The following is a 22,352-nucleotide window of genomic DNA, read 5'->3' as shown; positions in this document are numbered from 1 at the left end:
CTATCGGACGGTGCCCTACCCGCCCGGTGAAGCGCTGCTGGCGCTGTATCGACGGCGTGGACCGCTGATCAACGTCGGCGTAGCCGGGCATGGCTACACCTATCTGCTGGGGGCCGAGGCAAACAAATTCGTGTTCGCCAATGCCGATGCGTTCAGCTGGCGGGAGACGTTTGAAAGCCTGGTTCCCGTCGACGGGCCGACCGCACTGATCGTCAGCGACGGCGAGGATCACCGGCGCCGCCGCAGCGTGGTGGCACCGGGGCTGCGGCACCGCCAGGTCCAGGACTATGTGCGGACGATGGTGTCCACTATCGACGCCGTCATCGACGGCTGGCGTCCCGGGCAGCAGCTGGACATCTACCAAGAGCTGCGCGCCGCGGTCCGGCGCAGCACCGCCGAGAGTCTGTTCGGCGATCGCCTCGCCGTCCACTCTGATTTCCTCGGTGAACAACTCCAACCCCTGCTCGACCTGACCCACCGCCCGCCCCAGGTGATGCGGTTGCAGCAGCGGGTCAACTCGCCCGGCTGGCGACGGGCGATGGCGGCTCGCCAACGCATCGACGACCTCATCGACACCCAGATCGCCGATGCACGCGCCCATCCCAAACCCGGCGACCGCCTGCTGGCCGCGTTAATCACTGGTCGCTCCGAAGAAGGCGACATGTTGAGCGACAACGAGATCCGCGATTCGATCGTCTCGCTCATCACCGCCGGCTACGAGACCACCAGCGGCGCGCTGGCCTGGGCGATCTACACGTTACTGACCCTGCCGGGTGCCTGGGAGACCGCGGCCAGTGAGGTAGATCGGGTACTGGGCGGCAGCGCGCCCGTCGCGGCTGATCTCGAAGCGTTCACCTACCTCAACGGCGTTATCCACGAGACGCTGCGTCTTTACTCCCCCGGCGTGATCTCGGCCCGCCGGGTGAAGCGTGACCTCTGGTTCGACGGACGCCGTATCCGGGCCGGACGCTTGTTGGTCTTCAGCGCCTACGTCACCCACCGACTTCCCGAAAGTTGGCCCGCGCCAACCGAATTCCGTCCGCAGCGCTGGGACCCCGACGCACCCGACTACCGCAAACCCCGACCGCATGAATTCATCCCGTTTAGTGGCGGGCTGCATCGATGCGTCGGAGCGGCCCTGGCCACCACCGAGATGACCGTGATGCTGGCCCGGCTGGTCGCCAGGACCACGCTGCAATTGCCCGTTCAACGCATCCGGGCGGCCAACTTTGCCGCGTTATCCCCGCGGCCGGGACTGACCGTCGAAATCAGCGAATTAGTGCCAGCGCAGTAGTACAAGTTCGGCACAGAACCCAGGACCCATCGCCAACATCAGCCCGGGGCTGCCGCTCGGCGGCCGCTTTTCGATGGTGTCGCGCAAGATGTGCAGCACCGACGCCGACGACAGGTTGGCGATCTCGCCAAGCGAGCGCCAGGTCAGCTCCAGCGCCTCCGGGGCCAACTCGAGGCTTCTGGTGATCGCGTCGATGACCTTGGGTCCACCGGGGTGGCTCACCCAGGCTCCGACGTCGTCTTTGGTCAGTTGGTAAGCGGCGAGGAAGCTGTCGACGTCAGCCGGCAGGTACCGCTCGATCAGGTCCGTCAGTTCCGGAGATAACCGCAGCTGCAGGCCGTGGGAGCCGACATCCCAGCCCATGATGTGCAGCGATTCGGGGTATAGGCTGCTGCGCGAGTCCAGGATGTCGGGCCCGCCAGCGCGAACCCGGTCGGCACGCCGGTCGCCGACAGCAACCACTGCGGCCGCGCCGTCGCCAAACAACGCGGTCCCGACCAGGCCCGACACCGTCGGTTTGACCGCGGGATAGGTCAGCGAGCAAAGCTCGACCGACACCAGTACCGCGACGTCGTCGGGCGCGCCACGCAGGTAGTCGTGCAGCCGGGCCACTCCTGCCGCCCCGGCCACACAGCCCAGGCCAAACAGAGGCATCCGGCGCACGTCGGCGCGCAGACCCAGCCGCCCGGCAATCCGGGCATCCAACGACGGCACCGCGACGCCGGTGACGGTCGTGGTGGCAATCATGTCAATGTCTCGGGGTTGCAGGCCTGCCTCTTCGAGCGCGCCCAGCAATGCCTCGACGCCAAGATCAACGGCCTTCTCGACAAAGATTTCGTTGGCGTCGCCGAAGTCGGTCAGCGATGGGTACCTTTCCAGCGGCAGCACCAGGTGACGATTGTTGACCTTGGCTGCGGCATGCAGGCGCCGAACGATCTCCTCGTGTTCCTTGAGGCCGGGAAACTTAACAAACGAATCGGTGATCTCACTTTGGCTATAGCGGTGCGGTGGCAACGCACCGAACACACCTGCGATGACGCTCATGTCTCTGCCCTCTTAGTACTTGCCGGCCAACCCCCATAAAAAAGCACCACCCCCCGACGTTCAAAGTTTAAGCCCCATCGCGCGCTGCCGCAAAAGTGGCGCTATTCAACATCTGTCGCACTTCCCCCGGTGCTGATGCCGTAATAGGGCCTGCCAGGTCGGATTTCGTCACCGGTTGTCGTTCTCGTCCTCAGTGAGCGCCAGCGCAATGAGAGCTTCGGGGCTTAACGAGTCGATCACATCGTCGCTGACGGTTGGGCCAGCCAACATCTCCACGGGCTGGCCGGCCAGCAGCAGCAACTTGTCCAGCAATCCGCTCCGCCGAAGTTCGTGGATCGGAATGCTTTTCAGCACATGCCAAATACTCTCGTCGTCGGATGCTGCGCTTTGACCGCGTGACAGTTGCTGACCGAGGTATTCGGCCAGTCCTATTGGGGTGGGATAGTCGAAGATCAAGGTACGCGGCAAAGACGATCCAGCCAATCCGGTGGACGCCTTGAGGCGATTGCGTAGTTCAACTCCAGTCATTGACTCGAACCCTGCGTCTTGGAACGCACGCTCGGGGTCGATGTCGTGACTGCTCTTGTGACCCAAGACCATTGCCGCATGAAAGCACACCAACTCCACCAACTGGCGATGCCGTTCCCGGGGAGCCAGGTCATCCAACCGCGCGACTGCGCCGGCGTCTTTGCGTGCCCGATCGGCCAACAATTCATGATTGTCACTCAACCAAAATCTCTGCCGCGCAAATCCATACGTTGGCAGCTTCACCCGCCTGCCACCCGAAAGCCCACACACCGAAGACCAATCTAGGCCTACCCCCTCGGTGAACAGCTGGCCCACGCCGGCCAGCGCCGACTCCACCTCCGGCCGATCTTTGGCCAGCAGCGCCACCGATCCTGCCAATCCGGCAGCGGGACCCACTTCCGCAAACACCCTGGCCCCCAGGGACTTAGCCAACCTCACACCGTCAGAAAACCGCACCGGCTTGCGCACATGCTCAACCCAGTAGGCCCCGGACCCATACCCGGGTCCCGCCAACTGCCCGGTGACGTTCGACACCAAACCACGCCGCGGCGCCGACGCCGACACATCGGCCACCACCTTCGCGAACTCATCGATCATGGGCTCCATCAGCACCGAATGAAACGCATGCGACACCGCCAACCGCTGCACCCGCCGACCCGACCCGGCCAATCGATCGATCACCACCCCCACCGCGTCCTGCTCGCCCGAAATCACCACCGATTCCGGCGCGTTCACCGCAGCAATGCACACACCCTCGCCGAGCAACGGTGCGACTTCGTCTTCGCTAGCCGCTACGGCAACCATGACCCCACCGGCCGGCAACGCCTGCATCAACCGGCCCCGCGCCGCCACCACCCGTGCCGCATCCGCCAGCGACAACACCCCGGCCACATGTGCCGCAGCGATCTCACCCACCGAATGACCCATCACAAAGTCGGGTGTCACACCCCAGTGCTGCACCAACGCAGCCAATGCCACCTGCACGGCAAACAGCGCCGGCTGAGCAAACTCGGTGCTTTCCAACAATCCGGTATCGGTGCCCCACATCACCTGCCGCACCGGCAACCGCAACTGTCCGTCCAACGCAGCAACGACCGCGTCGAGAGCCCGCGCAAACTCCGAAAACCGCCGGTACAACTCCTGACCCATTCCCAGCCACTGCGAGCCCTGCCCGGGAAACACGAACACCGTCTTGCCCGCCGACCGTGCCCGGCCCGCCACCACACCCGCACCCAGCCGGCCCTCAGCCAGATCCGCCAACCCCGCCACCAGCTGCGCACGGTCGGCCCCCACCACCACGGCACGATGCTCGAACACCGACCGGGTATTCACCAACGACCACCCCACATCGAGTGCGGTCAAGCTGTCATCCGCACCCACGTGCGCCAGCAACCGATCCGCCTGGTTGGTCAGCGCCTGCGCCGACCGCGCAGACAACACCCACGGCACCGCACCCGGTGCGCTATTGCCCTCAGCGGCAGGATATTCCACCACAGCTGGGGTCGGCACCGGGCCCTGTTCCAGGATCACATGCGCATTCGTCCCGCCCATACCGAACGACGACACCCCGGCCCGTCGCGGCTTATCCGCCACCGGCCACGGCGTCAGCGTGGTGTTGACCCGGAGCCCAAGGCTCTCCAGGTCGATCGGGGCACGGACATGGTGGAGACTCGGTGGAATCACCGCATTTTCAATCGCCAGCACCGCTTTAAGCAATCCGGCGATTCCAGCGGCTCCCCCGACGTGACCAACATTGGTCTTGACTGACCCCACCGGCACCGGACGATTTTGCCGCGCGGCGAAGATCTCACCCAATGCCCGCGCCTCGATCGGATCACCGATCTCGGTGCCAGTCCCGTGCGCCTCGACGTAGTCGACCTGATGGCAATCCAGCCCCGCACCCGACATCGCACGCCTAATCACGTCGACCTCACCGGCAACCGACGGTACGGTCAGGCCGGGAGCGCTGTGCCCGGCGTTGCCCACCGCGCTACCGCGGATTATCGCGCGGATTCGATCTCCGTCTTCTCGGGCCGCGCGTACCGGTTTCAGCAGCACGAGGCCACCGCCGTCGCCGGGTACGTAGCCGTCGGCACGCCGGTCGAACGCGTAGGTGTGGCCGGACCTGGAAACCGCCCCGAACTCTTGCTCCAGCATGGCTGTTTCGCGTGCCAAGTTCAGGTGAATGCCACCAGCGATCGCCAGCGGCGACTCAGCTGTTCGCACGCTTTCGCACGCGAGGTGCACCGCCACCAAGGCAGACGACTGACCGGAATCGATCGTCATGCTAGGGCCGTGCATCCCAAAGGCATACGAGACTCGGTTGGCGATCATCGCCCTATTGGTGCCGGAGAATGAGTGATGGTCAAGGTGGTCCGCCGCGAGTGTCAGTAGTGCGTAGTCATCGTTCATCGCCCCGAGATAGACCGCGACCCGTTCTCCGCGTAGCTTTTCCGGCACCACGAAAGCGTCTTCGAGTAGTTCCCAGGTGAGTTCGAGCGCCAGTCGTTGCCGGGGGTCCATCGCGCTGGCCTCACGGGGCGACAGGTTGAAAAAGTCGGCGTCGAAATCGGCGACGTTGTCGATGGATCCAGTGGCCTCCCGCCCGTCGCGCAATAGGCCCCAGAAGTCGTCTGGGCTGGCGGCGGCGGGGAATCTGCATGCCAGCCCGATGATTGCGATGTCTGTCGGTGGCACGGCACTAGGGTCCGAGTTCTTCGTCGAGGATGGCAAAGAGTTGGCTTTCGGTAGCGGTGGTGATGTCCTCGTCGTCGTGGGTAGTGGATGAGTCGGCACTGGCTTGTGGGGTGGTGCAATCGGTCAAGATGGCTTGCAGGCGCTTGGCCAATCGCGTTTTGTCGTCGAGGTTCCAGGCGGGTTGGTTGAGCAATGCTTGTAGTTCCCTGGTGATCTCGTTGAAGCGAGTCGCCAGGTTCGGTTGGTCGGCGGCGGTTGCAGGTGCGTTCTCCAGCTGGATGTTGAGGTGTTCGGCCAGCCCCGCGGGCGTGGGATAGTCGAAGATCACGGTCGGTGGCAGGGTCAGCCCGGTCGCAGTCTTGAGCCGGTTGCGCAGCTCCACCGCGGTCAACGAATCAAAGCCGAGATCCTGGAATGCCTTGTGCGCGTCGATCTCGGTGCCGGAATTCCCCAACACGGTTGCGGCGTTGCTACATACCAATTCGGTGAGCTCACGGTGACGCTGCTCGGGAGCCAGCCCATGCAGCCGCGACACCAATCCCGACCTCAGTACCGCGGCATCGGCATCGTCGATGATCCGCCGAGCCGGAGCGGTCATCAACTGGCTGAAGAGCGCCGGCAATGCCGCACCGGCACTGGACAGCGCGGCACGATCCAGCCGGGTAGCCACCACCACGGGCCGATCCGCCAGCAACGCGGTGTCCAGGAATCCCATCGCCTGTTCGCTAGACAGCGGCGCCAGCCCGACGCGACTCATCCGGGCCCGCTCCCGCTCCCCCAGATGCTTGGTCATCGCCGAAGTTTGCGCCCACAATCCCCACGCCACCGACAACCCGGCCTGTCCGCGCGACCGTCGATGGGCCGCCAACCCATCCAAAAACGCGTTCGCCGCAGCATAATTGCCCTGGCCCGGCGCACCGACGATCCCGGCCAGCGACGAGAACACGACAAACGCCGACAAATCCATGTCCTGGGTAAGCTCATGCAGATTCCAGGCTCCATCGACTTTGGCCCGCAACACCGTATCCACCCGATCCGGCGTCAAACCGGTAATCACCGCATCGTCAAGAACCCCAGCCGCATGAAACACTGCGGTCAGATCCGGTAGCGCCGCCACCAAACCCGCCACCGAATCACGATCGGCCACATCGCAAGCCACCACCCGAACCCGGGCAGCGGCCGCACCGAGCTCGTCCACCAATGCGGCTACGCCCTCGGCGTGCTCACCAGCACGACTGGCCAACACCACCTGCCGCACCCCATATCGACCCACCAGGTGACGCGCCACCGCGGAACCGGCCATCCCGGTGCCGCCGGTGATCAACACCGTGCCCGCCGCCCAGGCGTCCGGCGTGGTCAGCACGACTTTGCCGACGTGGCGTGCCTGGCTCAAGAACCGGTACGCCTCCCGAGCGTGCCGCACATCCCATGATTTGACCGGAAGCCGCTGCAGGGCATCAGCTTTGAACAAGTCGACCAACTCGGCGAACATCTGCGCAATCCGTTCCGAGCCGGCCTCCATCAGATCGAAAGCCCGATAGGCAACTCCGGGTTGATCTTGGGCGACGGCCTGGGCGTCCCGGACATCGGTCTTGCCCATCTCAATGAAGCGCCCACCCCGCGGCAGCAACCGCAACGATGCATCGGTGAACTCACCGGCTAGCGAGTTGAGCACCACATCCACGCCGCGGCCCTCGGTGGCCAACCAAAACTTCTCCTCGAACGCCAGTGTTCGTGAATCGGCAATGTGCAGATTGTCAAATCCCATTGCGCGCAGCGTGTCCCACTTGCCGCGACTGGCGGTGGCGAAAACCTCCAATCCCCATAGCTGAGCCAGCTGCACTGCCGCCATGCCCACCCCTCCCGCGGCGGCGTGTATCAGCACCGACTCGCCTGGCCGCACCCCCGCCAGCACGCGCAGCGCATAGTAGGCCGTCAGAAACACCACCGGAACACCCGCGGCATCGGTAAGCGGCCACCCGTCAGGAACCCTGACCACCAGACGCGCATCGACCACCGCCTCGGACCCGGCCACCCCCAACAGGCCCATCACCGGATCGCCAATGGCCAAGCCGGTCACTCCCGGACCGAGTTCGGCGACCACCCCAGCCCCTTCGGCCCCCAGCTCCGCAGCACCGGGATACATTCCCAAGGCCACCAACACATCCCTGAAATTGACGCCCAATGCCCGCACCGCCACCCGAACCTGTCCAGGCGCCAACTCGGTACCAGGGCACGGCGCCAACGCCAATTCCTCAAGCGTTCCCCCACTACCGGCAACCAACCGCCATCCCGCGTCGGCATCGGGCAAAGCCAACATGGGTTGCGGGCGCAGCCGGGCCAAGCGGGCGACATATGCGGTGCCGGCCCGAATCACTACTTGCGCTTCACCACAGCCAAGGACATCCCCGACATCCATCGAACCATCCGAATCGACCAGTACCACCCGATCCGGATGCTCCGCTTGCGCCGATCGCACCAACCCCCATACCGCAGCCCCAGCCAAATTCTTCACATCCTCGCCGGCTATCCCAACTGACTCGCGGGTCAGCACGACCAATTGCCCTGGCCGCTGCTGAGCCAACCAGGACTGCAACGCCTCCAACACCCGATGCGTGGCCGAATACACCGATCCCACACCGTCCTCATCGGCCTCCAACTTCCAGACCACCAAGTCATCGCCAATATCGCGGTGCACCAATTCCACCGGCGACCACACCACTTCCAACAACCCGCGACCCGCGGCATCCGCACCGGCCACGGCCGCCGACAACTGCTGAGCTGACACCGCACGCATGACCAGTGCCCGCACCGACAACACCGGCAATCCCGCCTGATCAGCCAGCTCCACCGACACCGCACCGTCACCGGCCGGGGCGATCAGAACCCGAACCCGCGACGCACCCGCGGCATGCAGCGAAACCCCCTGCCACGAAAAGGGCAGTACCGTCGCACCCAGCCCCCTCGCCTGCTCGTCCGCCAATCCCATTGCATGCAACGCCGCATCCAGCACCAGCGGATGAATTCCAAACCCACTCAACGTCACATCGGCATCGTCGGGAACCACAACCTCGGCGAAGATCTCCGACTCCCGTAGCCACATCGCCGTCAAGCCCCGAAACGCCGGGCCATACTCATAGCCTCGCCCGGCGAAACGCTCATAGGCACCAGCAACATCCAGCGCCGTAGCACCTACCGGCGGCCATATCGAAAGATCCGCGCCCGGAACAACCGCCTTCGTCCCCAGCACCCCCTGCGCATGCAACACCCACCCTGAATCCACCTGTGTGCCACGCGAATATATCGATACCGGCCGCTGCCCCGATTCAACCCCGCAAGCGGGCGTTACCCCCACAACGGCACCCACCACCACCCGCAACTGCGCCCCGCCCATCGTCGGCAGAACCAACGGCGCCACAACCGTCAGCTCCTCGACCACCCGACACCCCACCTGGTCAGCGGCCCGCAGCGCCAACTCCACGAAGGCCGCCCCGGCAAGCAACACCACCCCACCAATCACATGATCGGCCAGCCACCGCTGCTCTCCCACCGATAGCCGACCGGTCAGCACCACCCCGCCCGAATCCGGTTGCTCCACGACCGCACCCAACAAGCCGTGCTGGGCCCCGACCAGACCAACACCGCTGATATCCCCCGGACCCACCGCCGCAGGCGGCAACCAATACCGCCGCCGCTGGAACGCATAAGTCGGCAACTCGACACGTCGACCACAATCCCCAAACACCGCCGGCCAATCCGGTTGGGCGCCCGCGGTAAACAATTGCGCAACGGCGCTAAGCACCGACGCCACTTCGGGGTGGTCTCTGCGCAACGCCATCACCGACAGCGCCTCGCCCGAAGACAGCGACTGTTCAACCAAAGCCGTCAGGCCACCGCCTGGACCAACCTCAACAAACCCGGTGGCCCCGAGGGCGTCCAGCGACCGCACGCCATCGGCGAACCGCACGGGGCGCCGAACGTGCTCCACCCAGTACTGTCCCGATCCATAGCCCGTTCCGGCCAGTTGCCCAGTCACATTTGACACCAACGGAATCCGGGCTTCTGACACGACTATACCGGCGGAGATTCGGGCGAACTCCGCAAGCATCGGTTCCATCAGCGACGAATGAAACGCATGCGACACGGCCAGCCGATGCACCCGGTGACCCTGCCGCACGCATCGATCCGCCACATCGTTGACCGCCGGCTCGGGGCCGGAAATCACCACCGAACCCGGTGCGTTGATCGCCGCGAGATTCACCCCATCGACCAGCAACGGCAGCACTTCTTCATCGCTAGCCCCGATGGCCACCATCGCTCCACCGGGCGGCAAGGCCGCCATCAATCTGCCCCGGGCAGCCACCAAATTGGCCGCATCTGTCAGCGACAACACGCCGGCGACATGTGCCGCCGCGATCTCACCCACCGAATGGCCAATCACAGAATCCGGGTTGATGCCCCAGCGCTGCAACAACGTTGCCAGTGCCACCTCGACGGCGAACAACGCCGGCTGGGCGAACTCGGTGCTAGTCAGCAACGCCTCGTCGCCTGCCCAGAGCACTTTACCCAGCGGCAGCCGCAGGTGCCGATCCAACTCTTCGGCCACCGTGTCAAACGCCTGCGTAAACAGGGGCAGTTCGGCGTACAACTGCGCTCCCATACCGACCCATTGCGCCCCTTGTCCGGGAAACACGAACACAGTTTTTCCCACCGACCGCGCGCGACCCACCGCCACACCATTACCCGGCTCACCGGCGGCCAACCCCGCCAACCCCGCCAACAGGTCCCCACGATCAGCACCGGTGACCACCGCCCGATGCTCAAACATCGACCGCGTCGCTACCAGCGACCACCCCACAGCGACCGGATCCACATCCGCGTTGGCTGCTACGAACGACAACAACCGCTGTGCCTGTCCGGCCAACGCCTGCGCCGACCGGGCCGACAAAACCCAGGGAACTGCGGTCAACCTCATCTGGTAATCATCTTCTGGCAGAACACTTTCCACGATGGGCGCTTCCGATAGAATCACGTGCGCGTTGGTGCCGCTGATCCCGAAGGACGACACACCGGCCCGCCGTGGCCGATCTGCTACCGGCCATGGCCGCGATTCGGTCAACAACGACACCGCGCCCGTCGACCAATCCACGTGCGGCGTAGGCACATCCACATGCAGCGTCTTCGGCATCACCCCATGCCGCATCGCCTGCACCATCTTGATCACCCCGGCCATCCCCGCGGCCGCCGACGCATGGCCGATATTGGATTTGATCGACCCCAACCACAACGGTCGATCCGCGGGCCGGTCCTGCCCATACGTCGCTAACAGCGCTTGCGCCTCGATGGGGTCCCCGAGCACCGTCCCTGTCCCATGCCCCTCCACCACATCCACGTCGCCCGCAGCCAGCCGCGCATTGGCCAACGCCGCCCGGATAACTCGCTGCTGAGATGGCCCATTCGGTGCCGTCAGCCCGTTGGAGGCGCCGTCCTGATTCACCGCTGACCCGCACACCACCGCCAACACCGGATGCCCCAACCGCTGCGCATCGACCAACCGCTCCACCACCAGCACCCCGGCACCTTCTGACCATGCGGTCCCGTCAGCGGCGCCGGCGTATACCTTGCACCGACCATCGGGAGCCAGTGCCCGCTGCCGACTGAACTCGACAAATGCCGCAGGGGTGGCCATCACGGTCACCCCACCGACCAGCGCCAGATCGCATTCCCCCGACCGCAACGACTGCACCGCAAGATGTAGCGCCACCAACGACGACGAGCATGCGGTGTCCACCGACACCGCCGGGCCCTCTAACCCCAACACATACGCCACCCGCCCGGAGGCCACGCTCAACGTCGATCCCGTCAACCCGTAGCCCTCCAGCTCACCGGATACCTGTCCTCCATAGCCAGCGTGGATGACCCCGGTGAACACGCCCGTGGCCGATCCCTGCAAGACGATCGGGTCAATTCCCACGCGCTCCAACGCTTCCCACGACACTTCCAACATCAACCGCTGCTGGGGATCCATCGCAAGCGCCTCGCTGGGCCCGATTCCGAAGAATCCGGCGTCGAAATCACCCGCTTTCTGCAGAAAGGCCCCGCGCCGGGTATACATCTTTCCGGCCGCGTCGGGGTCGCGATCAAACAACCCATCGACATCCCAGCCGCGATCCGCCGGAAAATCCGACACCGCATCACGGCCCTGCGCCACCATCTCCCACAACGCATCCGGCGAATCCACCCCACCCGGATACCGGCATCCCATCCCCACCACCGCCACCGGATCCGATAACTTGGCTTCCAAGTCGGACAGGCGTCTGCGGGTGCGCCGTAGGTCCGCCGTAAGGCGCTTCAGGTAGTCAACATGCTTGGTGGTGCCCGGCATTGCTACTCCTTGCGAGGGGTTAGGAGCCGAGTTCTTCGTCGAGTTCTTCGTCGAGGATGGCGAACAGTTGGCTTTCGGTGGCGGCGGTGATGTCGTCGTCTTCGGTGGTCAGGTTGGTCAGAATGGTTTGCAGGCGGGTGCTCAGGTGTGCCCTGTCGTCGGGGCTCAAGTTGGGTTGGCTGAGCAACGCCGCTAGCTCGCGGGTGATGTCGTTGGCGCGGACCAACAGGTCTTCTTCGTCGCTGCCGCGGTCGGTCACCAGCCGGCTGTCGAGGTGCTCGGCCAGGGCGGCCGGTGTGGGGTAGTCGAAGATCAGAGTGGGCGACAAGGCGAGCCCGGTCGCCGTTTTGAGCCGGTTGCGCAACTCCACCGCGGTCAAGGAATCGAACCCGACATCTTGGAATGTTTTGTGGGCGTTGATGTCGCCACTGCTGGAACGGCCCAGCACGGTCGCGGCGTTGCCGATGACCAACTCGGTGAGTTCGCGGTGCCGCTGCTCGGGGGCTAGCGCGTGCAAGCGGGACAGCAGGCCCGACATCGACGCCGCGGTGTCGGTTGCGTCGATCCTCCGCCGGGCCGGACCACCGACCAACTGGCCCAACAATGCCGGCAGCGCGGCACCAGCACCGGCCAGTGCGCCACGATCCAGCCGGGCCGCCACCACCACGGCGCGATCGGTCAGCAACGCGGTGTCCAGGAATCCTAGCGCCTGCTCGGTGGTTAGCGGGGCGAGCCCCACCTGCGTCATCCTGGTCCGATCCCGCTCGCCGAGGTGTCGGGTCATCGCTGATGCTTGCTCCCACAGTCCCCACGCCACCGACAATCCCGCCAGCCCCCGCGAACGCCGATACCCCACCAACCCGTCCAAAAACGCGTTCGCCGCAGCATAATTGCCCTGTCCCGGCGTGCCCACGATCCCGGCCATCGACGAAAACACCACGAACGCCGACAAATCCATGTCCTGGGTGAGCTCGTGCAAATTCCAGGCCCCATCGACCTTGGCCCGCAACACCGTATCCACCCGATCCTGCGTCAAGCCGGTGATCACCGCATCACCCAACACCCCCGCGGCATGAAACACACCCTTGAGCCGATACCGCGGATCCAGACCCGCCAACAACGCTGCCAGCGCCTCACGATCAGCCACGTCGCAGGACACCACCGCCACCTGCGCCCCGCCCGCGCGCAACCGGGTGACCAATTCCGCGGTCCGCTCGGCCTGCCCACCGCTGCGGCTGACCAACACCACATTGGCCACCCCATATCGCTGGACCAGATGCTCAGCCACCGCCGAACCGGCCATCCCGGTCCCGCCGGTGACGAGCACCGTGCCGCCCGCCAAACCGGACTGCCCATCCGGACCGTCGGGGATGGTCAACACGACCTTGCCGACATGGCGGGCCTGACTGACAAACCGATAGGCCGCCGAGGCACATCGCGCATCAAAAGTCCTGACCGGCAACCGGGCCAAGGCCCCGGCCGTCAACAACCCCACTACCTCAGACAGCATCGCTGCGATCCGGTCTGGGCCAGCTTCGAGCAGATCGAATGCCCGATACCGGACTCCCCGATGCCGCGCGGCCACCGTCTGCGCGTCGCGAAGATCGGTCTTGCCCATCTCGATAAAGCGACCACCCCGCGGCAGCAACCGCAGCGACGCATCGGTGAACTCACCGGCGAGCGAGTTCAGCACCACATCCACGCCGCGACCATCGGTGGCCCGCAAGAACTTCTCCTCGAACTCCAACGATCGCGAGTCGGCGATGTGGGTATCGTCAAAGCCCATTGCCCGCAGCGTATCCCACTTGGTACGGCTCGCAGTGGCAAAAACCTCCGCACCCCATAGCCGCGCCAACGCCACCGCTGCCATACCGACCCCGCCCGTGCCGGCGTGCACCAATACCTTCTGCCCCGGGGCAACCCCCGCCAGGACCGACAACCCGTAGAACGCCGTCAGATACACCACCGGTACGGACGCTGCCTCCACCAACGACCAGCCCGCCGGCACCACGGTCACCAACCGCGCATCCACGACCGCCTCCGAACCCACCAGCCCCAACAACCCCAGCACCCGGTCGCCAACGGCCAAACCGGTCACCTGAGGACCGACCTCAACGACCAACCCGGCGCCTTCGACCCCCAACTCCGCCGCGCCGGGGTACATCCCCAACGCCACCAAGACATCCCGGAAGTTCACCCCAACCGCACCCACGGCCACCCGGACCTGTCCCGCCGCCAGCTCCACCCGGGCAATGGGTGCCACCACCACATCCGCCAAGGTCCCGCCACCACCGGCGACCAACCGCCACCCCCCAGCGGATCCCGAAGGCAAAGCCAACCCCGCCGCTACCGAGGCAAGCCGCGCCGCGTACACCGCACCCCGCCGAATCAGCAACTGCGGTTCACCGGACCGGACGGCGGAACCCACCACGTCCCCAACATCTACCGACCCGTCGGTGTCGACCAACACCAACCGACCCGGGTGCTCAGCCTGAGCGGAACGCACCAACCCCCACACCGCGGCACCCACCAAATCGGTGACTTCGTCATCGGCCAGCCCCACCGCCCCGCGCGTCACCACCACGCGCAGCCCAGCCGCGTCACTGGCCAGCCACGACTGCAACACCCCCAACGCCTCGTGCACACCCCGATACACCGCCGCGATTAGACCTCCGGTGGCCTCCGCGTCGGCGTGCGGCGCCAGCTCCCACACCACCATGCCCTCACCAATGCAGTAGCTCCCCAGCGGCATCGGCGTCCATGCCACCTCCAGCAGCCCGCTGCCACCGGCGGCCGCCGCCGAGAGCGCGGCCGCCGACACCCGACGCACCCTCAGCTGCCGCACCGACAACACCGGCAACCCTTGCGAATCGGCCAACTCCACCGACACGACGCCCTCGCCCACCCGCGCCAGTCTCACCCGGACCCGCGAAGCCCCTGCCGCGTGCAAGCAGACCCCCTGCCACGAGAATGGCAGCATCGTCTGCTCCCCATCCTCAACGATTCCCCAGGCGTGCAACGCCGCATCCAACAGCACCGGATGAATCCCAAACCCCCGAACCGCCAGGCCCTCCGGAACAACGGCGTCGGCGAAGACCTCGGCACCGCGCCGCCACAACGCCCGCAAACCCCGAAACGCAGGACCATACTCATACCCCCGCGCCGCCAACACCTCGTACCCATCAGCGACGTCCATCGCCTGCGCCCCCACCGGCGGCCACACCGACAGATCCGTGCTCGGCCGCACCGACTCGACCCCCAACAGGCCCTGCGCGTGCAGCGTCCATTCCGAAGTCGAATCGGGATGGCCAGCTGCCGAATACACGGATACCTTTCGAGAACCCGACGCCCCTACGCCGCCCACCACCACCTGCAGCCGAATCCAACCCGCCGGCAGCACCAACGGAGCCAGCAGCGTCAACTCCTCGAGCGCAGCACACCCCACCTCGTCACCGGCCCGCAATACCAACTCCACGAACCCCGCACCCGGGAACAGCACCGCCGAACCCACCGCATGATCGGCCAACCACGGTTGAGCCACCATCGATACCCGGCCCGTCAACACCACCCCACCCGAATCGGGCCGCTCCACCACCGCACCCAACAACCCATGCTCGGTGCCCAGCAAGCCCACGCCACTCAGGTCTCCGCCAGCAGCTCTCCGGCCGTCCAGCCAGAACCGCTGGCGCACAAACCCGTACGTTGGCAACTCCACCCGTTGTCCACCCAGGCCCTGGAACGCACCGGCCCAGTCGACGCCCACACCCGCAACGTGCGCCTGCCCCATCGACAGCCAAAACCGCTCAACCCCGCCATCGTCGCGGCCCAGCGTCGGAATGATGATCGGTTCACCCGCAGCGCCGCGACCACAGTCAGCCAGCGTTTCCTCTATGCTGGTGAGCAATACCGGATGCGGGCTGGATTCGACGAACACGTGGTACCCATCGTGAAAAGCGTTGCGGACGGCCCGTTCGAACTGCACCGTCTGGCGGATACTTCGGAACCAGTACTCGGCGTCCAGACCGGCGGTGTCGGTGAGTTCGCCGGTAACCGTCGAGAAGAACGCCACCGACGAAGCATGCGGCTCGATACCTTCCAGTGCCCCGGCGAGGTCCTCCCGGATGGCGTCGACCTGGGCGGAATGCGACGCATAGTCAACGTCGATCCTGCGGGCACGAATGTCCTCGGCCTCGCAGCGGCCGATCAGCTCCTCCAAAGCATCAGCCTCGCCTGCTAGCACGACTGACGAAACACCGTTGACCGCAGCGACATTGAGTCGATCTCCGCATTGCGACATCAACTTCTCGGCCCGCGACCGCCGGCAGGCCAGCGAAACCATGCCACCGGCACCGGCCAACCGCACCAACAACCGGCTCCGCAGCGCCACCACCCGAGCCGCGTCTTCCAACGACAGCGCACCCGCCACGTACGCCGCCGCGATCTCCCCCTGAGAATGCCCAATGACCGCGTCGGGCACCACACCCACTGACCGCCACAACTGGGCCAGTGACACCATGACCGCCCACAGCACCGGCTGCACTACGTCCACCCGATCGAGGCCAGGCGCACCCGCGGACCCCCGGACGACGTCGATCAACGACCACTGGACATGCTCACCGAGCGCCTTGTCGCATCGGTGCATCTGATCGGTGAATACCGGTGACGTGTCAAGCAATTGGGCACCCATGCCCAGCCACTGCGACCCTTGGCCAGGAAACACGAATATCGTCTTGCCTACCGACCGGGCGCGACCCATCACCACTCCCGCACCCGGCTCGCCGGCCACCAGGCCCGCCAGCCTGTCCATCAACTGCGCGCGGTCGGCGCCCACAATCACGACCCGATGCTCAAACACCGACCGGGTATTGACCAACGACCACCCCACATCGAGCGCGCGCAAGCGTTCGTCAGCACGCACCCAGGCCAGCAAGCGCTGCGCCTGGTTCGCCAACGCCGACGCCGACCGGGCAGATAACACCCACGGCCCGGTGCCCGGCTGGTTATCACCGGGTGCGGCAACATCTTCCAATGCGGGAGCCTGCTCGACAATCACATGCGCGTTGGTGCCGCTTATCCCAAACGACGACACCCCGGCCCGCCGCGGCCGTCCCTGAACCGGCCAGGCCCGCGGTTGGGCCAACAACGACACCGAACCCGCCGACCAATCCACATGCGGAGTAGGAACATCCACATGCAGCGTCGCCGGCATCATTCCATGCCGCATCGCCTGCACCATCTTGATCACCCCGGCCGCTCCCGCCGCGGCCGACGTATGACCCATGTTCGATTTGATCGACCCCAACCAAAGCGGCTCGCTGCGGCCCTGGCCGTACGTCGCCAAGATTGCTTGCGCTTCAATCGGATCCCCCAGCATGGTGCCCGTCCCATGCCCCTCGACCACATCCACCTCCGCCGCGCTAAGCCGCGCACTGGCCAACGCCGCCCGGATTACCCGCTGCTGCGACGGCCCATTCGGCGTCGCCAAGCCGTTGGAGGCACCGTCCTGATTCACCGCGGACCCGCGCACCACCGCCAGCACCGGGTGCCCCAATCGCTGCGCATCCGTCAATCGCTCGACGACAAGCACCCCAGCGCCCTCGGAGAACCCGGTCCCGTCGGCCGCACCCGCATAGGCCTTGCATCGACCGTCGGCAGAAAGTGCCCGCTGCCGACTGAATTCGATGAACATCGCCGGGGTGGCCATCACGGTGACGCCACCGGCCAGCGCCAGATCGCATTCCCGCGACCGTAACGACTGCACCGCCAAATGCAACGCGACCAACGACGAGGAGCACGCCGTGTCGACCGACACCGCAGGGCCCTCCAACCCCAGCGCATACGCCACCCGCCCCGAGGCCACACTCAACGTCGAACCACGCAGCCCGTAGCGCTCCAGGTCGCCGGGCACTCGGCCTTGGCCCCCGTACGAGCCGTGGAACACCCCGGCAAACACCCCGGTCGCCGAACCCCGCAACGTGAGCGGGTCGATGCCCGCGCGCTCCAGCGCTTCCCACGCCACCTCCAACAACAGCCGCTGCTGGGGATCCATCGCCAGCACCTCGCTGGGCGCGATCCCGAAAAACTCGGCGTCAAAATCGGCGACGTCCATCAAGAACCCGCCGCACCGGGTATAGGACTTCCCCACCGCGTCCGGATCCGAATCAAACAGCTCGGCCAGATCCCAGCCCCGATCTTCCGGGAACTCCGAGACCACGTCACGACGCTGCGCCACCATCTCCCACAACGCCTCGGGCGAGTCCACCCCGCCCGGATAGCGGCAACCCATCCCCACCACCGCCACCGGCTCAGTGGCCCGGGCCAGCTGGTCCCGGTTCTGTCGCTTCAGTCGCTCGTTTTCCTTCAGCGACTTGCGCAAGGCTTTGACGAGCTCTTCGTGGGTGCTGTCCATTAACCCGCCCTTCCGTGCTACTCGAACGAACGGGTGAAGATCGGCGCGACAGGCGCGGCGCGTGCATCGGTAGCGACAGTCGAGTCGGACACCTCGAGGCGGCCCGGGTCATTCGCCTCGCCGATTTGTCGCCGTCGCATCACTATCACGTCTCAAGGCCCGAAAAGCGAGGTCCTACGGCACGAGGGAAAGTTCACGGCGAATCAGTGCCAGCGCAGCAGCACGAGTTCGGAACAGAATCCGGGACCCATCGCGATCATCAGTCCCGGGCTTCCGCTGGGCGGTGGCTTGGCGATGGTGTCCCGCAGCACATGCAGTACCGACGCCGACGACAAATTGCCGATTTCCCCCAGGGAGCGCCAGGTCAGCTCGAGGGCGTCCGGCGGCAGAGCCAAGGTTTCGGTGATCGCGTTGATGATCTTGGGGCCTCCGGGGTGGGTCACCCAGGCGCCGATGTCGGTGGTGCTCAAACCGTGCGCGGACAGGAACGTGGTCACATCTTTGCCCAGGTGCTGCTCGACAACGGCCGCCAGGTCCCGAGACAAGACAAGCTCGAACCCGGCGGCGCCGACGTCATAGCCCATGGTGCGCAGCGAGTCGGGGTAGAGATGGCTGCGCGAATCAAGGATGTCCGGGCCGCGTGCCCCGACGTCTTCGGCGCGACTCTCCCCAACGGCCACCACGGCCGCGGCCCCGTCAGCAAACAGCGCGCTGCCAACCAGACCCGCGAGCGTTGGCTTGTATCCCGGATAGGTGAGCGAACAAAGCTCGACCGCGACCAGGGCCGCGACGCCGTCCGGGGCACCCCGCAGATAGTCGTGCAGCCGGGCGACCCCGGCCGCCCCGGCCACACAGCCCAGGCCGAACAGCGGCACCCGCCGCACATCGGCGCGTAACCCCAGCCGCCCCGCGATCCTGGCATCCAGTGACGGCACCGCAAGACCGGTGACCGTGGTGGTGATGAGCACATCGAGGTCGCGGGGTTGCAGGCCGGCATCATCGAGCGAACCGACCAGGGCTTCGACGCCCAGATCCACGGCCTTCTCGATGAAGATCGCGTTTGCCTCGCCAAAGTCGGTCAGCCCCGGATACCTCTCCAGCGGCAGGACCAGGTGGCGGCTGTTGACCTTTGCGCTGGCATGCAGCTGACGAACAATGTCTTCGTAACCCTCGAAGTCCGGGACGTTGACGAACGAGTCGGTGAGCTCATGCTGGGAATAGCGATATGGTGGCAACGCACCGAACACGCCTGCGATGACGCTCATTGGTCCCACCCCTTTGATACGAACATCAAGGCCAGATGGTTCAATCGGGTCACTTTGAGCCCGAAGTTTAGCGTGCCAAGAATTCACCGGCAAAGGAACGGGTATTCGCTCAGCGCATTAGCTGCCGCCGCAACCGGTCGGCGGCTTCACCAACAACGTTTAGTTGGTCGGCCACCCGGCCCGGTGCGGTACCTCCCCGGCAATTGCGCGCGGACACCGAGCCTTCGATGGTCAACACGTCACGGACCCGCGGCGTCAGCTCGGGGCTGATAGCGGCCAGCTCGTCGCCGGTCAGCTCCTGCAGCCCGACGCCACGCTCCTCGGCCACACGAACGGCGGCACCGGCGGCTTCATGGGCAGATCGAAACGGAACACCCTGCCGCACAAGCCATTCAGCGATATCGGTGGCCAGCGTGTAGCCGGCTGGCGCCAGCGCGGCCATGCGCTCGACATTGAATGTCAGGCTGGCCACCAGCCCGGCCATCGCGGGTAGCAACAGCTCCAGCTGGGCCACCGAGTCAAACACCGGCTCCTTGTCTTCCTGCAGGTCACGGTTGTAGGCGAGCGGCTGGGCCTTCAGCGTCGCCAGCAGTCCGGCCACATTGCCGATCAGCCGCCCCGACTTGCCGCGGGCCAGCTCGGCGATGTCCGGATTCTTCTTCTGCGGCATGATCGAGCTACCGGTGGACCACGAGTCGTGCAAAGTGACGTAGCCGAATTCCGTCGAGCTCCAGATGATGATGTCCTCGGCAAGCCGGGACAGGTCGACGGCGATCATGGCGAATACGAAAGCCGCCTCGGCAGCAAAGTCGCGGGCAGCGGTCGCGTCGATGGAGTTATCGGCGGCAGCGGTGAAACCCAGATCCGCGGCGATCGCCTCCGGATCCAGGCCCAATGACGAGCCGGCCAAGGCACCCGAGCCGTACGGCGACACCGCCGCGCGCCTGTCGAAGTCGACGACCCGGTCCACGTCACGCAGCAACGGATGGGCATGTGCGAGTAGATGATGTGCCAGCAGGATCGGCTGTGCGGACTGCAGGTGGGTCTTACCGGGCATGATGGCCGCCGGATGCGCGGCGGCCTGGGCGGCCAGCGCACCGACAACATCGAGCACACCCGCGGCGATCCGGCGCACCGCGTCGCGCAACCACATCCGGAACAGCGTGGCCACCTGGTCATTGCGGGACCTGCCCGCTCGCAGCCGGCCGCCCAGGTCCGGCCCGACCCGATCGATCAGTCCTCGCTCTAGCGCCGCGTGCACGTCCTCATCGGTGACCAACGGACCGAAGCTGCCGTCAGCAACGTCGGAGGCGAGGCTATCCAGGCCAGCCAGCAGCCCGTCCCGCTGCTCGTCGGTGAGTAGTCCGGCCCGGAACAGCACCTTTGCGTGCGCCCGCGACGCGGTGATGTCGTAGGGCGCCAACACCCAGTCAAAGTGGGTGGACTTGCTCAGTGCGGCCAACGCGTCGGACGGGCCCCCGGCGAACCGCCCGCCCCACAACGACCCCTGATTGGTGCTCACGCCTCGCTGGCCAGATCGCGGCGCGCGGCGAGCTTGGACGACAGCCCATGCACATAGACGAACCCGCGGGCAGCCGATTGGTCGAAGCTGTCGCCCTCGTCATAGGTGGCCAGGTTGAAGTCATATAGGGATTCAGTACTCCGCCTACCATTGACCGCGATGTGGCCGCCGTGCAACACCATTCGGACCTCACCCGACACATGCGCCTGAGTGTTGGCGACGAAGCTCTCCAGCGCGGCCTTCAGCGGCGAGTACCACAGTCCGTCGTAGACCAGCTCGGCCCAGCGCTGGTCGGTCTGACGTTTGAACCGGCCCAGCTCACGCTCCAGGGTGACGTGTTCGAGTTCGGCGTGCGCGGTGATGAGCACCATCGCGCCGGGCGCTTCGTAGATCTCCCGACTCTTGATGCCCACCAGCCGGTCTTCGACGACGTCTAGGCGCCCAACGCCCTGCGCACCGCCGCGGCGGTTGAGTTCCTCGATGGCGTGGCGCATCGACACGGCCTTGCCGTCGATCGATACCGGAACCCCGCGCTCGAACCCGATGATCACCTCGTCGGGGGTGTTCCAGTTGACGGTGGGGTCTTCGGTATAAGCGTAGATGTCCTTGGTGGGCGCGTTCCACAGGTGCTCGAGGAAGCCGGTCTCTACCGCACGGCCCCAGACGTTCTGGTCGATGGAGAACGGCGAGCGCTTGGTGACATTGATCGGGATGGCGTTCTCCTCGGCGAACGCGATGGCCTTTTCCCGCGTCCACGCGTAGTCGCGGACCGGCGCCAGCACCTCAAGATCCGGTGCCAGCGAAGCGAATCCCACTTCGAACCGGACCTGGTCATTGCCCTTGCCGGTACACCCATGCGCGACGATGCCGCCGCCGTGCTCACGGGCGGCGGCGACCAGGTGCTTGACGATCAACGGCCGACTGATCGCCGACACCAACGGGTAGCGGTCCATGTACAGCGCGTTGTTCAGGACGGTCGGCAGGCAGTAGCCCTCGGCGAACTCGTCGCGGGCGTCGACGACGACGGCCTCCACGGCACCGCAGTCCAGGGCCCGCTGGCGGATCACCTCCATGTCCTCGCCGCCCTGGCCGAGATCGATCGCCACCGCCACGACCTCACGGCCGGTCTCCTTGCCTATCCAGCTGATCGCCACCGAGGTGTCTAGACCGCCGGAGTAGGCCAGGATGACGCGCTCTGACATGAACCA

Annotated in this window: 8 protein-coding genes; 1 reads left to right on the top strand and 7 read right to left on the bottom strand. The window is 65.7% G+C overall.

Annotation, left to right across the window (positions count from 1 at the left end; all coding sequences use genetic code 11):
- Positions 1-10: 10 nt before the first annotated feature.
- Positions 11-1,294, top strand: coding sequence for a cytochrome P450 (locus tag AADZ55_RS10895; RefSeq protein ID WP_085324846.1), 1,284 nt, complete (start codon positions 11-13; stop codon positions 1,292-1,294).
- Here the strand turns inward: AADZ55_RS10895 and AADZ55_RS10890 are convergent.
- From AADZ55_RS10890 to AADZ55_RS10860, 7 genes are all read right to left on the bottom strand, one after another.
- The gene (locus tag AADZ55_RS10890; RefSeq protein WP_085324813.1) at positions 1,277-2,338 is read right to left on the bottom strand and encodes a type III polyketide synthase; all 1,062 of its coding nucleotides are present in this window, start codon (positions 2,336-2,338) and stop codon (positions 1,277-1,279) included. The two genes, AADZ55_RS10895 and AADZ55_RS10890, sit on opposite strands and share 18 nt — an antisense overlap.
- A 168-nt stretch (positions 2,339-2,506) precedes the next feature.
- Positions 2,507-5,563 carry a type I polyketide synthase gene (locus tag AADZ55_RS10885; RefSeq protein WP_085324812.1) on the bottom strand — a complete coding sequence of 1,019 codons (3,057 nt, stop codon included), beginning with the start codon at positions 5,561-5,563 and terminating at the stop codon, positions 2,507-2,509.
- Positions 5,564-5,567: 4 nt separating this feature from the next.
- On the bottom strand, positions 5,568-11,948 hold the full coding sequence (locus AADZ55_RS10880; RefSeq protein ID WP_085324811.1) for a type I polyketide synthase: 6,381 nt from the start codon (positions 11,946-11,948) through the stop codon (positions 5,568-5,570).
- Positions 11,949-11,967: 19 nt separating this feature from the next.
- A complete protein-coding gene (locus AADZ55_RS10875; protein WP_085324810.1) occupies positions 11,968-18,357 on the bottom strand; it encodes a type I polyketide synthase in 6,390 nt (2,129 codons plus the stop codon).
- Between the two features lie 203 nt (positions 18,358-18,560).
- Complete coding sequence (locus AADZ55_RS10870) at positions 18,561-19,622, bottom strand: type III polyketide synthase (RefSeq protein WP_085324809.1); 1,062 nt, start codon at positions 19,620-19,622, stop codon at positions 18,561-18,563.
- A 109-nt stretch (positions 19,623-19,731) separates the two neighbouring features.
- Positions 19,732-21,144, bottom strand: a complete 1,413-nt coding sequence (gene argH / locus AADZ55_RS10865; protein WP_085324808.1) for an argininosuccinate lyase — start codon at positions 21,142-21,144, stop codon at positions 19,732-19,734.
- Positions 21,141-22,346 carry an argininosuccinate synthase gene (locus tag AADZ55_RS10860; RefSeq protein WP_085324807.1) on the bottom strand — a complete coding sequence of 402 codons (1,206 nt, stop codon included), beginning with the start codon at positions 22,344-22,346 and terminating at the stop codon, positions 21,141-21,143. The genes argH and AADZ55_RS10860 overlap by 4 nt, the downstream gene beginning before the upstream one ends.
- Positions 22,347-22,352: the final 6 nt, after the last annotated feature.

Origin of the sequence: Mycobacterium decipiens (assembly GCF_963853665.1) — a bacterium.
Classification (GTDB): Bacteria; Actinomycetota; Actinomycetes; order Mycobacteriales; family Mycobacteriaceae; genus Mycobacterium; species Mycobacterium decipiens.
Note: the sequence above shows the minus strand (reverse complement) of the source record. Positions and strands in the feature narration are given on the sequence as shown.

Bases quoted from the DNA above. Each gene is read 5' to 3' on its own strand.
- AADZ55_RS10890 (WP_085324813.1), bottom strand. From the start codon at position 2,338: ATGAGCGTCATCGCAGGTGTGTTCGGTGCGTTGCCACCGCACCGCTAT.
- AADZ55_RS10880 (WP_085324811.1), bottom strand. From the start codon at position 11,948: ATGCCGGGCACCACCAAGCATGTTGACTACCTGAAGCGCCTTACGGCG.
- AADZ55_RS10875 (WP_085324810.1), bottom strand. From the start codon at position 18,357: ATGGACAGCACCCACGAAGAGCTCGTCAAAGCCTTGCGCAAGTCGCTG.
- AADZ55_RS10870 (WP_085324809.1), bottom strand. From the start codon at position 19,622: ATGAGCGTCATCGCAGGCGTGTTCGGTGCGTTGCCACCATATCGCTAT.
- AADZ55_RS10860 (WP_085324807.1), bottom strand. From the start codon at position 22,346: ATGTCAGAGCGCGTCATCCTGGCCTACTCCGGCGGTCTAGACACCTCG.